The organism is Bacteroidota bacterium (assembly GCA_018816945.1).
Classification (GTDB): Bacteria; Bacteroidota; Bacteroidia; order Bacteroidales.
The window spans coordinates 18,951-32,003 of sequence record JAHIVC010000073.1 but is presented as its reverse complement, the minus strand read 5'-3'; the positions used below and the strand labels follow the sequence as shown (position 1 = coordinate 32,003).

The 13,053-nt window shown below is 36.1% G+C and carries 10 protein-coding genes; 4 read left to right on the top strand and 6 right to left on the bottom strand.

Translation table 11 applies throughout. The features are described 5' to 3' along the window. Nucleotides 1-123: 123 nt before the first annotated feature. The 3 genes from KKG99_11615 to KKG99_11605 form a co-directional block, all read right to left on the bottom strand. Nucleotides 124-1,872 (bottom strand): PAS domain S-box protein, encoded by a 1,749-nt coding sequence (locus KKG99_11615; protein MBU1013646.1) that lies wholly within the window; start codon nucleotides 1,870-1,872, stop codon nucleotides 124-126. Between the two features lie 162 nt (nucleotides 1,873-2,034). After that, nucleotides 2,035-2,421 (bottom strand): four helix bundle protein, encoded by a 387-nt coding sequence (locus tag KKG99_11610; GenBank protein ID MBU1013645.1) that lies wholly within the window; start codon nucleotides 2,419-2,421, stop codon nucleotides 2,035-2,037. 98 nt (nucleotides 2,422-2,519) lie between these two features. Next, nucleotides 2,520-3,353 carry a protein-glutamate O-methyltransferase CheR gene (locus tag KKG99_11605; GenBank protein ID MBU1013644.1) on the bottom strand — a complete coding sequence of 278 codons (834 nt, stop codon included), beginning with the start codon at nucleotides 3,351-3,353 and terminating at the stop codon, nucleotides 2,520-2,522. Nucleotides 3,354-3,838: 485 nt separating this feature from the next. Here KKG99_11605 and KKG99_11600 point away from each other — a divergent pair, with 485 nt between their 5' ends. After that, nucleotides 3,839-4,531 (top strand): hypothetical protein, encoded by a 693-nt coding sequence (locus tag KKG99_11600; GenBank protein MBU1013643.1) that lies wholly within the window; start codon nucleotides 3,839-3,841, stop codon nucleotides 4,529-4,531. A gap of 145 nt (nucleotides 4,532-4,676) precedes the next feature. On the opposite strand, the gene KKG99_11595 is transcribed toward KKG99_11600, so the two are convergent. Together KKG99_11595 and KKG99_11590 are read right to left on the bottom strand one after the other, a co-directional pair. Beyond that, a complete protein-coding gene (locus KKG99_11595; GenBank protein ID MBU1013642.1) occupies nucleotides 4,677-7,166 on the bottom strand; it encodes a glycoside hydrolase family 2 protein in 2,490 nt (829 codons plus the stop codon). A 39-nt stretch (nucleotides 7,167-7,205) separates the two neighbouring features. Then, nucleotides 7,206-7,955, bottom strand: coding sequence for a copper homeostasis protein CutC (locus tag KKG99_11590; GenBank protein ID MBU1013641.1), 750 nt, complete (start codon nucleotides 7,953-7,955; stop codon nucleotides 7,206-7,208). An 82-nt stretch (nucleotides 7,956-8,037) separates the two neighbouring features. Between KKG99_11590 and KKG99_11585 the strand changes: the two genes are divergently transcribed. Together KKG99_11585 and KKG99_11580 are read left to right on the top strand one after the other, a co-directional pair. Then, nucleotides 8,038-10,467: a Smr/MutS family protein gene (locus KKG99_11585; GenBank protein ID MBU1013640.1), complete on the top strand. Its 2,430-nt coding sequence runs from the start codon at nucleotides 8,038-8,040 to the stop codon at nucleotides 10,465-10,467. A 93-nt stretch (nucleotides 10,468-10,560) separates the two neighbouring features. Next, complete coding sequence (locus KKG99_11580) at nucleotides 10,561-10,782, top strand: hypothetical protein (GenBank protein ID MBU1013639.1); 222 nt, start codon at nucleotides 10,561-10,563, stop codon at nucleotides 10,780-10,782. Here KKG99_11580 and KKG99_11575 read toward each other — a convergent pair. After that, on the bottom strand, nucleotides 10,777-11,130 hold the full coding sequence (locus tag KKG99_11575) for an MmcQ/YjbR family DNA-binding protein (protein ID MBU1013638.1): 354 nt from the start codon (nucleotides 11,128-11,130) through the stop codon (nucleotides 10,777-10,779). The two genes, KKG99_11580 and KKG99_11575, sit on opposite strands and share 6 nt — an antisense overlap. Before the next feature lie 373 nt (nucleotides 11,131-11,503). Here KKG99_11575 and KKG99_11570 point away from each other — a divergent pair, with 373 nt between their 5' ends. Next, nucleotides 11,504-13,051, top strand: a complete 1,548-nt coding sequence (locus tag KKG99_11570; GenBank protein ID MBU1013637.1) for an acyl-CoA carboxylase subunit beta — start codon at nucleotides 11,504-11,506, stop codon at nucleotides 13,049-13,051. Nucleotides 13,052-13,053 lie beyond the last annotated feature (2 nt).

Below are 13,053 nucleotides of genomic sequence, written 5' to 3'. Positions count from 1 at the left end.
ACCTTACTCACCTTACTCACCCTACTTTACCTACTCACCCTACTTTACCTACTCACCCTACTTTACCTACTCACCCTACTTTACCTACTCACCCTACTTTACCTACTCACCTCACTCACCCGCTCACTTCCCCTCCAAAGCCCTGATCCTATCCTGCAAATTCCGGATGGCCAATTCCCTTCCAACAAATACCTTCATGGCATTATCGAGTTCTTTATTTTTAGTTTCCAAATCCTTGGTACGTTCTTTTACAAGTTCTTCTAAATGTTCACGATGTTTTTTTAATTCATTCTCGGCCTTTTTCAATTCGGAAACATCCATTCCCATTCCTACTAAAACCGCTAATGCATCGATCATAATTCTTTTTCCGGTAAAAAAATAAGGTACTTTACTCCCTGTTTTAGAGGTTAAATTCGCTTCTACATAAACACTCCCATGTGAAAAAACCTGTGCTATGCTTTCTGCTATTCTTTTTTTATCCTCGCCTTCAAATAGATCAATTGGACTAATTTTGCTCATCTCTTCAGCAGAATAACCTGAAACTATTTCAAAATCCTTGTTCCAGTTTAAAAATTTACCTTCATTGCTTATCTGGTAAAATACACCGGGAAGCGCATTTATCATTTCATCTGAGTATTCTTTTTCTTTCAGGAGCTTAATTTCTGCCTGTTTACGTTCGGTAATGTTTATTGCGAGACCAATTAATCCGATCACTTCACCTTCAGGATTAAAATGTGGGGTGCTCCAGTTTGTGAAATAATTTGGCCCAATTTGAACCTCAATGCCGTTAGTTTCCCCATTTAAGGCTTTCTTTATTCCTTTTAAAATACCAGGATAGTCTTTATAGAAATCAAAAACTGACATTCCCACAACCTGACCAGGTTTAAGTCCAAGTTTTTCAAGCCCTTTCCCTTCAGAAACAGTAAATATACCGTTCTTATCCACTAAATAAATAATTTCTTCAATATTGGTGACCAGCATTTTAAATTTTTGTTCACTTTTAGATAATGCTTCTTCAACCTGTTTCCGATCTGTAATATCCTGAAATGAGCCTGAAATTTTAATCGTTTTCCCATTTTCAACATGAGGATTTGCAATAGCCTGCACCCATCTTTTATTCCCTTTTGATGTTGTAACTATCCACTCTTGGTCGTAGGGTTCACCATTTTCTATGGACTTCTGAATGGCTGATTCAGCCATTTGACGATAAGGAGGATCAATAAACGTAATCCCTTTCGGCACTTTAGGTGCTCCCATGCTCAAGTCGATTTCGAGTATGCAAAAAATTCCATCTGTCCAGGTTTGTTCCATCGTTTCTATATCAAATGTCCATCCACCAATTTTAGCCGCCTTTTCAGTTTCATCATATAAAAGTTGAAGCTTTGCCAATTCATTTTCGACTTTTTTACGTTCGGTCAAATCCTGATAAACTGCAACAATTTCTCCCGATGACAATTTATACACATAATTTTCCCTGTATCCCTGAATTCTTTCATCTTTGTAAACTGATACAGGAAAATGCTCCGGTTTTCCGGTTTTCAAAACATTTTGAAACACCTTAAAGATGCCGAATTCCAGTACTCCCGGAAAAACCTCAGTAACTTTTCTCCCGATAATTTCATTTTTTGATATGTTTTCAATTTTCTCGGCTAACTGGTTAAAATCAACAATGATAAAATTCTTTCCATTATCGATAGGTTTATAAACGGCCACACAACTTGCCATGCTTTGAAAGATGCCATTGTATCGTTCTTCACTCTGCTTAAGCGCATTTTCAGTATTCTTATGTTCTTCGTAAGATTTTTCCAGATCAGCAATTTTAGCCTGTAATTGAGCGATCTCCTTTAGAAGTTGTTCATTAGATTTTTTCATATCTCAATATTTAGTTGAGTAGTTAAGTAAGTTGAGTAGTTAAGTAAGTTGAGTAGTTAAGTAAGTTGAGTAGTTAAGTAAGTTGAGTGGTTAAGTAGGTTAAGTGTGTTGAGTTGTTGAGTGCTAATTTTCTTACTCACCATAATAAACCTACTTAACCACTTACCTAATTTCTCCTTCTTTTCTCTCCTTCAGATATTTAATATATCCATTCAATATTTTTATAAGTTCAAATATTTCAGTTTTATGATTAATAAAATTGTCATTATCAATATACCCTTCATCTAAACCTACATAAAGATGGTCAATTAGTTCGTATAATGATCCCCTTGCTTGTCGGCAAAACTGAATATTTTCCTGAAAATGAAATCTGCCATAACCCTCTGAAATATTTGCAGTAACGGAGCGTGAAGCCCGAATCATTTGATCCATTAGTTTATATTTCTCTTCCATGGGAAAGCTTTTTGAAAGGATTGCTATTTTCTTTCGCATTTCTCTGGATTTAATCCAGACCTCTAAAGTTTCAAATGTCGATTTTGTTTCATTCATTTTCTTAGATAATATTTTTCTGTAATTACTTAACCTTCTCATCCACTCATCCAACTCACCTCACTCAACCACTCAACTTACTCACCCTGCTCACCCCACTACCCAATCTTTCTATATATTTTACAACAATTATTTACTCTGTTAAATTTATGTTTAAACCCTTCAATGGGTACTTCTGCTTCCCCCAATATCAAATATCCATTCGGATTTAGCGACTTATATAACTTATTAAATATAAGCTTTTGATGCTCTAATTCAAAATAAATTAAAACATTTCGGCATAGCACCAAATCAAAGCCCCCATAAATGCTTTCAGATGGCACTGAATGATGTTTGTCGAGCATATCGTAAAATGAAAACCGGACCATTTTTTTTATTTTTGGATCAATTTCAAAGCGATCATGGTTAAAAGTGAAATATTTTTCAATGAGTCCATATTTGACATTCTTAATGCTATTCGCGGTATAACTTCCTTCTGAGGCCCTTTTTAGCGCTTTTTTGTCGATGTCGGTAGCAAAAATGCTTAGATCCATACTTAATTTCTCTTTCTCTACAAATTCGTTAATGAGGATGGCCATGGAGTATGGCTCTTCACCAAATGAACAACCTGCCGACCAAATTCTTAAATGTTGATCCTGCGCTTTTATTTTATCCAGAAAAACTTCAGGAATAATGGTTTTACGAATGTGTTCAAATGATAATGAATTTCGGAAGAATCGACTGACATTGATGGTAAATACGTCGATTAAGTAATCCAATTCATCCGGATCTTCATGAAGAAAACTTAAATAGTCATCAATATTTTGAATTTTAGTGGTATAAAGTCTTTTCTGAATCCTCCTTTCGAGCATGGCAGTTCTGTATCCGGTAAAATCAAATCCTCTTTGATCGTTTAAAAAATTTAGGATGTTTTTAAGTGCATCATTCTTCATGGTCAGGTTTTATTAGCTGTTAGAGCCTTTGTTTACTTAAAAACATCCATCTTTTTATAAATAGTTGAGTTTGCAATTGACAATGAGCTTCATGCGATAAGCTGTTTCAATTATCTCAATTGTATAAGTTTGTTGTATTCTTTATCGAGTTTTTTTACGTGCATTTAAACTCAATATATCAATAGTTTGAAAACTAATCTCAAAGATAGTTTTGTAGGTAAAAATATTTATAGGCAATTTACCTAATTTATGAACCCATTTCTATGAAATAATTGGTTGTTAATTAATAGGAATAGTTTATTATTCTCATGGAATAGCTGGACTGAGATTGGGTTTTAAGAATAAAAAACCCGGATTCATCAAATTTTAGACTAAAATGAAAGATTAATTTTAAGATCTTAGTGGGATTGACAAGATAAGATTAATGTCGTAAATTTCAGCTAAATATCTATTGTAAATTCATTAATTTAAGGGAGGAATGATCAATGAAAAAACTGAGTATAATATTCGTGCTCTTATTAAACTTTGTTATGATAGAGGGCTATGGGGGAATATACAGTGTTAGTATAAACAATATTACTGAGAATTCAGCAATTGTAACCTGGAGGACTTTTGAGCGTGGTACTACAGAATTAAGGCTGGGCGTTCAACAACCTGATGGTAATTATATTTATTCGCTTTTACCAAAAATATCATCATCCAATACCTGCACTCACGAATATCCCCTTAGTAATTTAAGCCCCTTAACAAATTATAGGGCTGAAGCAATGACTTTTGACGAGATGATGGGAAGTTACGTTCCATGCGATGACGGAAGCAACCCGGCAACTTTTACTACTTTGGGTTCATCCGGGCCGGTTGATTATATAGAAGTATTTGCACAATCTTATATGATTAATCAGGGTGAAACCATTGTAATTTCAGGTAATGCACAAAGTAGTCAAGGAGCAGCTTATGGTCGGGAGGTATCATTCAGTATTGTGAATGGTTCACCTGGTGGTGAAGGCAGGGGGATTTTTAACCCAGCAAATACAGTAACAGATAACCAAGGCGATTTTTCGGTTTTTTTTACCGGAACACATAATGGTAAAGCAAAAATTGCAATTAAGGTAGAAGACGTCATCGTGGACTTGGAAATAATGATCTTACCCAATAAGAATAGAGAAAAAAAGAAATAAGCATTTTTCAATAAAATAGAAGGATGGCATCCCTGAAAAGATGAGGGAAGCCATCCCTTTTTTCTACAGAGATTCCTGCATTCGCAGGAATGACAAAAGAAAAAATCAAAATTGTATCGATGTCATCCCAGGTTAGCAGATGAATTTAATAACTGTCAGTGAGGGTCTTTATTTTCAGAAGTTCAGACGGATCATCAACTGTCTCCAGTGTAAGGAATTTTAAGGTTTTTGCTTTACCCGGTAGTAAGTCAAAATAATTATCGGTAAAACTTCCGTGAAAACCAGGGAAATCTAAAAGAATGTTTTTAGCCAATTTATCGGTTTCAATACTTATACTGTATCCTTCAGGTATTTTAGTAATAGAAGTCGTCATTTTGGGTTTAGGTAAAATAAGTTCCTTAACCGGGATAAAATAGTGAAGCCTGTCGATCACCATTCCCTTTTCATCTCTGAATGAGACAGCTAAAACGATTTTATTCCGATCAAATGCTTTGAATTGATTTCTGATGGAAAGTCGGTTATATATTTGACTTGAGTTTGATGGAATATTGATTTTTACCTGATCATTCCATAAAACATTTCCATCAAAATCAATAAGCTGTAAATCAAGTTCGCTATCTAAATTCTTCATCCGATCAGAAACAATCCATACAAATACCGAATCATCCTTTTGTTCATATGAAATCATTAAATCTTTAAAGGCTTTCTGAGCTTGATAATGTAATGCTTTCCAGTTGCCGTAATAATCGATGCCCGACCATGAAATAACCGGCCAGCAATCGTTCAATTGCCAATACAAAGTGCCCATGCAATAAGGCTTTGCCCGTCGATGGGCTTCTAAAGCGATGCCTACCCCTTTGGCTTGTAAAAGTTGGCTTACATAGGCATAATCTTCAAATTTTTCAGGGATTTTGTACTCATCCTTCATGTACTCATTAATAATTTCAAAACCCTGATTGTGTTTTTCATGGGTTTTGAGGGCAGGCGAATAAAAGTGTTTATCTTCCGGTAGTAAGACTGAATCGAAAGTTGCATTCGCAGGGAAGCCCTGAAATCCATATTCGCTCATGAATCTCCCGACCTTTTCGTTGTAAATACTGAATGGTTCTCTTCCCCACCAAACACCCCAATAATGCGAATCGCCTTCCTGTAAACTTTCTTTGTGTCCCCAACCTATTTTTGGAGAAGAAGACCAGTATTTGCGGCCCGGATCATATTTTTTAATTTGTGCAGGAAGTGTTTGATGGAAGAGTAATTCATAAGCATCCCAAATTTCATTTTGTTGTTCCTCCGTCCAGTTAAATTGTTGCTGCCAACCCCAATTATGCCAGGCTTCGTCAACTTCATTGTTCCCGCACCAGAGCGCAAGGCTTGGATGATTTCTTAAACGAATAATTTGATCAATGGCTTCCAGTCTGCAATTCTCAATAAAATGATCGTCTCCCGGATACATACTCCCGGCAAACATAAAATCCTGCCAGATAAGGATTCCGTTTTCATCACAGAGTTTATAAAACAAATCGCTTTCATAAACACCGCCGCCCCAAATACGCAACATATTCATGTTAGCCAGTCGGGCACTTTCGATGATCGATTTATATTTTGAAGAATCAACCCTCGTCAGGAAATTATCTTGTGGTATATAATTGGCTCCTTTCATAAAAACAGGAATTCCATTTAGTTCGAAATAAAATGACTTTCCAACTTCATCCTCCTCTTCAATAAGGTTTATCGTTCTGATTCCTATTTGGTCGTCTTTTTTATCAATGATTTTGTCTTTTGCAGAAATTACCGTGTTGAAATGATAAAGATTTGCTTCTCCCAAACCATTCGTCCACCAAAGTTTTGCCTGAGGAATTTGAAAGTTTATCTTAAAGATGGATTTACCAATTACCAACTCTCTTTTTTCCAAAAAAAAGGGCTGATCATCATTCAGTATTTTTATATCAATTTCCTTATTTATTTCAGAATGAATTTCGATTTCGGCTGAAATAAAAGCTGTTCCAATGACGATAGAATCGGTCGAGAAGTAGGTTGAATGAATTTGGGTTTCTGGTTCGCTGATTAGATATACCGGCTTCCAAATTCCTGAGGTGACAATTCGAGGACCCCAATCCCAGCCGAACTGATAGGGTGCCTTGCGGGTAAAAGCTCTTTGTTCAGGTAATGTAATGTTTGATAATTTGGCCATTTCTGCATTCTTCTTTATTGGCGAATAGAAGTGTACTAAAATCTTATTTTTTTGCTTGAGGAGGTTCGTAACATCAATCTTCCACTGCCTGAACATATTATCGGTTTGGAGTAGAAGTGAATCGTTCAGGTAGACTTTGGCGTAAGTGTCAATGCCTTCAAAAACGAGGAATGTTTTATTGCTTTTCAAAAACTGTTTATTAAGCTCAAACTCATTCAAATATTCCCAATCTTCATCGGCAACCCACTGTATGCTGTCTTCATTTGATCGGTAAAAAGGATCTTCGATCAAACCTGCATTTAGTAAATCAAGATGGACCGAACCCGGCACTTTTCCCGGCAAATAATCAGAATTTCCGGCTTGTCTGAATTTCCAGTTACTGTTCAATTCAATTTTTGAAACTTTTTGATTTGACTTAAAACAACCCGAAACCAAAAAGGCCATTAAGATTATTATGCCAAAGATGTATTTTTTAAACATAAATCAATGATTGATTACATGGATGATTGATTTCAGTTTTTGCAAGTCGTTTTGTTTGTAAGCATATTCATTATAATTGGGGAAGCTTCCCATTTTTACATCTTCTCTGCGGAACAACATCTTACTTTCTATTTCCGTCCTGCACGAAACATGGTATTCTCTGGCCTTGCATTGGTTCATGATTTTTGAGAAATTTTGTTCATTGATGCCACTTCCGGGCATGATAATAATACGGTTGTTTGCTGTTTCTACCAATTCTGTAAGTAATGTCAATCCATCTTCAGCTTTGTTTTTTTGTCCGGAAGTGAGGATCCGGTCAACTCCCAAATTGATTAAAGTTTCCATTCCTTCAAATGGATCAACGCAAAGATCAAAAGCGCGATGAAATGTAACGCTCATGGGTCGTGCGATTTCAATCAGGGATTTGCAGATTTCTTCATTAATTTTCCCTTCCGGAGTTAACATCCCGAAAACTACACCCTCAGTTCCAAGTGATTTGGCGATCTGGATATCCTTCTTAATTATTTCCAGTTCCAATGCCGAATAAAGAAAATCGCCGCCTCTTGGCCTGATAATTACATTTAACCCAATCTTAAGGTGTTTTCGTGCAATTTCAATACTTGCAGCACTCGGAGTGGTCCCGCCTTCAATTAAATTATTGCATAACTCAATACGATGAGCCCCTGCTTGTTGGGCAATCATGGCAGATTCGACAGAATCGACACAAACTTCTATTTTAACATCTTTCTTCATTTGAATGAATAATCTTCTAAATTAGTAAAAACCTCTTATTTCTGCATCTATTTTAAAACTTATAAATCTTACATTTGCAACTATGATTTACCCCGATGATTTTGAAAAGAAAGTTGGATTTGATCAAATCCGTGTTAAGCTGAAACAATTTTGTTTGAGCCGGATGGGTGAGGATTATGTTGATAAAATCAGATTTAGCAGTAATCACGAATTAATCTTAAAATTATTAGTTCAGGTTCATGAATTTTCCGGAATCCTTAGGTTTTCTGAAAACTTCTCGTCTCATGATTATTTTGATCTAAGGCCCGAATTCTCCAGAATCCGGATTAACGGAACCATCATTGAATTAGCTGCACTCTTCGATTTGAAAGCATCTTTAGTTACTATCACAAACATTTTATTTTTTTTTAAGAAGGCAGAACCCGAACAATTTCCAACCTTAAAAGAACTGGGTGCAAATCTATATTTAGATAAAGGAATACTGCAAAGAATTGATGTAATTGTGGATGAAAGAGGTAAGATCAAGGATGGAGCATCTAAAAAGCTGAAAGAAATCAGAACGGAGTTGAGAAAAAAGCAAGGGCAAATTGACCGGAAGATTATCCAATCGCTCAATCATGCGAAAAGTGAGGGTTGGACCGCTGCAGATGTTGAACCAACCTTAAGAAATAATCGACTTGTTATTCCTGTTCAGGCTACCCATAAACGTAAGTTGAAAGGGTTTATTCACGATGAATCCGCTACCGGACAAACGGTGTACATCGAACCTGCTGAAATTTTTGATGCAAATAACGAAATTCGGGACCTGGAAAATGCTGAAAAACGTGAGATTCTAAAAATTTTGCTCGAGTTCACAGATTTCTTGCGACTTCATTTGGAGGACCTACGATTGGCTTACCAATATTTGGGATTGATTGATTTTATTCGGGCCAAGGCAAAACTGGCTATTGAAATTGAAGCTCAAATTCCTGTTTTTCTGGATAAGCAAATTGTTAATTGGGTCAAAGCTAGGCATCCATTACTATTTATATCGCACAAAGCACAAAAGAAAAAGGTTGTCCCGCTCGATATTCAATTGGGCAAAAATCAGCGTATACTCATTATTTCCGGACCAAATGCAGGTGGTAAATCAGTTTGTTTAAAGACAGTTGGGATAAACCAGTATATGCTGCAATGTGGTTTGCTTCCTTCTCTCGACGAAAGTTCGGAAACCGGAATATTCGATAATCTCTTTATTAATATTGGGGATGAACAGTCGCTCGAAAATGATTTAAGTACTTACAGTTCTCATTTGCTGAACATCAAACATTTTATTTTAAACAGTGATGAAAAAACACTCTTTCTGATTGATGAATTCGGGACAGGTACCGAACCACAACTTGGAGGTGCCATTGCAGAAGCAGCGCTTGAAAAACTCAATGAAAATAAATCTTTTGGTGTAATCACTACCCATTATTCTAATTTAAAATTATTGGCAGATTCGCAGGAAGGAATTGTAAACGGAGCCATGCTTTTTGATACCACTCAAATGCAGCCACTTTATCAGTTAAGAATAGGCAGGCCCGGCAGTTCATTTGCATTTGAGATAGCTAAAAATATCGGTTTTCCAAAAACCGTCCTACAAAATGCTGCTAATAAAACCGGAAAAACCCAGTTGGATTTCGATCAGCAGTTACAACAGTTAGAAGTGGATAAGTTGTCATTACAAAGAAAAGAAGAAGAAGTAAACGTGGCAGATGGATTTTTGGCTGAAATAGTGTCCAAGTACGAAAATTTGCTCGAAGAAATACAAAATTCCAAAAAGGACATTATTTCAAAGGCCAAAACTGAGGCGCTTCAGTTGATTGAAAATTCAAATCAGCTGATTGAAAGAACCATCAAAGAAATTAAAGAATCGCAAGCCGATAAGGAAAAAACCAAAGAACTTCGTGAAAAAATAAAGCAAAAATCGGAAGAGCTAAAAAAGAATTCTCTAAAGTCTGACAATAAAAAAAACAAGAAAGTTATAAACCGGGATCAGGAGGAAAGTGAACCTTTGGATAAGATAATTAAACTTGGTGATTCGGTAAAAATAAAAGAGCAGGATACCATTGGGGAAGTGACCGAAATTAAGGATGATGAGGCTGTTATTTCATTTAATTCAATCAAATTCAGGACACCGCTTGATCGATTACAAAAAGTAAGTAAGAAACAAGTCAGGCAAGAAACCAGATCAACAAAATCGTCCTATTCCGGTGTCATTAATGAGCTAAATGACAAAATGGCAAATTTCAATCTTTCCATTGATGTCAGAGGTAAAAGGGCTGATGAAGCATTAAGTGAAGTGAGTCGATATATTGATGAAGCAATTTTATTAAGTGTAAAAGAAGTCTATGTGCTTCATGGCAAAGGCGATGGGATATTAAGAAAAATCATAAGGGAATATCTGAATACAATTGATCAGGTTAAAAAGTGTCAGGACCAGAATTTGGAAAGAGGGGGCAACGGAATCACCATTGTAGAACTCAGGTAATGGCATTAAATTTGATATATGTAAATAAATACATATAAAATGAGCGAAGCTGACAAAACCCCACAAGAATCAAAAAAATCATTTAAAGAAAAAATATTTACAATTTTCCCACCATTATCAATACTCGGAATAATATTAGGAACTATTGGAGGATACCTATACTATCTTAAAGTTGGTTGTGTTAACGGCACTTGTGCCATCACTTCAAATCCATGGCTAAGTATGCTGTGGGGAGCAGCCCTTGGTTATTTATTGTTTGATATGTTCAATAAAAAGAAAAAGGAACTGAAAAAAACAGTCAAGGACGAGTTATAATTTACCAAGTTCGTCTTTTTGCTTTCTCGTTAATCTTTCAACTACTAATTGATAAGAATGATCGATCCATTCACAAATGAGTTGATCATTCACTAATCCATCAATCAAAATTGTGTTCCAGTGATTTTTATTCATATGATAACCAGGTAGTACCGAAGGATATTGTACTCTCAGCTGAATGGCAGTTTCCGGATCACATTTTAAATTGATACTCAAATCAGCGTCAAGACTTATTAAGGCAAAAAGCTTATCCATTACTTTAAAAACAAGGGTTTCATCATCAAAAGGAAAACTTTCCGTAACTCCTTTTTTTGCTAAACAATATTCACGGATTTCTTCAATATTCATCGAATTTTTTTATGGCTAAGTTAAGGATTCTATAAAAATTCAAATTTAATTTCAAAGGATAAAATAAAAAGATAAAATTGTTGTTTTATCAAAATAAGCTAACTTTGCCCCAGTTTTGAGGGCAGATTGTTAAAGTATTGTTTAATGTTTAATCAAAAGAATTCCTCGAAGCTCTGCTTCGTGGTAAGAATCCAGAATTCAGAATCCAGAAGAGGGATTAAAATATCTTCAAAAAATTCTGACTTCTGACTACTGTATTCTGTATTCTAGATACCTCGCAGTTCTGCTGCGTGGTAGTTCATTTAATCATTTCAATGTTTTAAAATCTTTGCGCTCATTTTTTTTAAATCAATTATTTTTAAAAAGAAAACATATGCCATCAATACAAAAATCCTCTGATTTAAGTCGGAGGGTGAAAGATGCCCTCAAAGGAGGTGGTACTAAAGCAATTGAAAAACAAAAAGCCATTGGCAAATTAACCGCACGTGAGCGGATCATTGCCATATTGGATCCCAATTCATTTCATGAGTATGATCTTTTTGTAGAACATGCAGCCAAAGATTTTGGCATGGATAAAAAGAGCCTTCCGGGCGATGGAGTGGTTACGGGTACTGGTACAATAAGAACCAAGCCAGTTTGTATTTATGCTCAGGATTTTACAGTTGCCGGAGGTTCATTAGGTTGGGCACATGCCAAAAAAATTACCAAAATAATGGATCATGCAATCAAATTGAAAGTCCCAATTATTGGAATTAACGATTCAGGCGGAGCCCGGATTCAGGAAGGCGTAAACTCGTTGGCAGGTTATGGCGAAATTTTTTATAGAAATACACGAGCATCGGGCGTTGTGCCTCAGTTATCTGTTATTTTAGGACCTTGTGCAGGTGGTGCTGTTTATTCTCCTGCATTAACCGACTTTGTTTTTGTAGTAGAAAATATTTCAAAAATGTTTATTACAGGACCAGAGGTAATAAAAACAGTTCTTGGTGAGGAAATTTCGATGGAAGAACTTGGTGGTGCTAGGGTTCATGCCGAAATAACAGGCAATGCACATTTTTATGCCTTGAGCGAAGAAGAATGTTTCGGACAAATTAAACAATTGATCAGCTTTATCCCATGGAATAACACGAAGAAGGCAATGTCCTTTCCCAAGAAAAATCCAAAGACGCGACAATTCCCGATCGATGAAGTTTTGCCTACTGATCCAAAAGAACCATACGATGTAAGGGATGTAATTAGAGCCATCGTTGACGATAGCGAGTTTTTAGAGGTTCAGGAACTTTTCGCAGCTAATATTGTTGTTGGTTATGCACGTTTGCAAGGCGAAACAGTCGCTTTTGTTGCAAATCAGCCTTTGGTTTTAGCCGGTGTACTTGATGTAGATTCATCAGATAAGGCTGGTCGTTTTATCCGTTATTGCGATGCATTTAATATTCCAATTATTACCCTGGTTGATTTGCCAGGATATTTGCCCGGAGTTGATCAGGAACATGCAGGTGTAATCAGGCATGGTGCAAAAGTATTGTATGCATACTCAGAGGCCACAGTCCCAAAGATAACTGTAATTCTGCGAAAAGCTTATGGTGGTGGATACATTGCCATGTGTTCGCATCATTTACGTGCTGATTTTGTTTTTGCATGGCCCACTGCAGAAATTGCCGTAATGGGACCGGAAGGAGCTGCTAATATTATTTTCCGTAAGGAAATTATGGAAGCTGAAAATCCGGATGAAATGAGAAAACAAAAGGTTGCAGAATATAAAGAAAAATTTGCAAATCCATACGTGGCAGCTACTTACGGATATGTCGATGCTGTAATCGAGCCTCTTGAAACCCGCAACAAACTTATTCATGCATTGGGGATTTCTACCTATAAAGAAGAGATAACTCCAAAGAGGAAGCACGGTGTTCCACCATTTTAATA

What these genes read in the sequence shown, in the direction of transcription:
- KKG99_11615 (MBU1013646.1), bottom strand. Translation starts at nt 1,872, where the DNA reads ATGAAAAAATCTAATGAACAACTTCTAAAGGAGATCGCTCAATTACAG.
- KKG99_11610 (MBU1013645.1), bottom strand. Translation starts at nt 2,421, where the DNA reads ATGAATGAAACAAAATCGACATTTGAAACTTTAGAGGTCTGGATTAAA.
- KKG99_11605 (MBU1013644.1), bottom strand. Translation starts at nt 3,353, where the DNA reads ATGAAGAATGATGCACTTAAAAACATCCTAAATTTTTTAAACGATCAA.
- KKG99_11600 (MBU1013643.1), top strand. Translation starts at nt 3,839, where the DNA reads ATGAAAAAACTGAGTATAATATTCGTGCTCTTATTAAACTTTGTTATG.
- KKG99_11595 (MBU1013642.1), bottom strand. Translation starts at nt 7,166, where the DNA reads ATGGCCTTTTTGGTTTCGGGTTGTTTTAAGTCAAATCAAAAAGTTTCA.
- KKG99_11590 (MBU1013641.1), bottom strand. Translation starts at nt 7,955, where the DNA reads ATGAAGAAAGATGTTAAAATAGAAGTTTGTGTCGATTCTGTCGAATCT.
- KKG99_11585 (MBU1013640.1), top strand. Translation starts at nt 8,038, where the DNA reads ATGATTTACCCCGATGATTTTGAAAAGAAAGTTGGATTTGATCAAATC.
- KKG99_11575 (MBU1013638.1), bottom strand. Translation starts at nt 11,130, where the DNA reads ATGAATATTGAAGAAATCCGTGAATATTGTTTAGCAAAAAAAGGAGTT.
- KKG99_11570 (MBU1013637.1), top strand. Translation starts at nt 11,504, where the DNA reads ATGCCATCAATACAAAAATCCTCTGATTTAAGTCGGAGGGTGAAAGAT.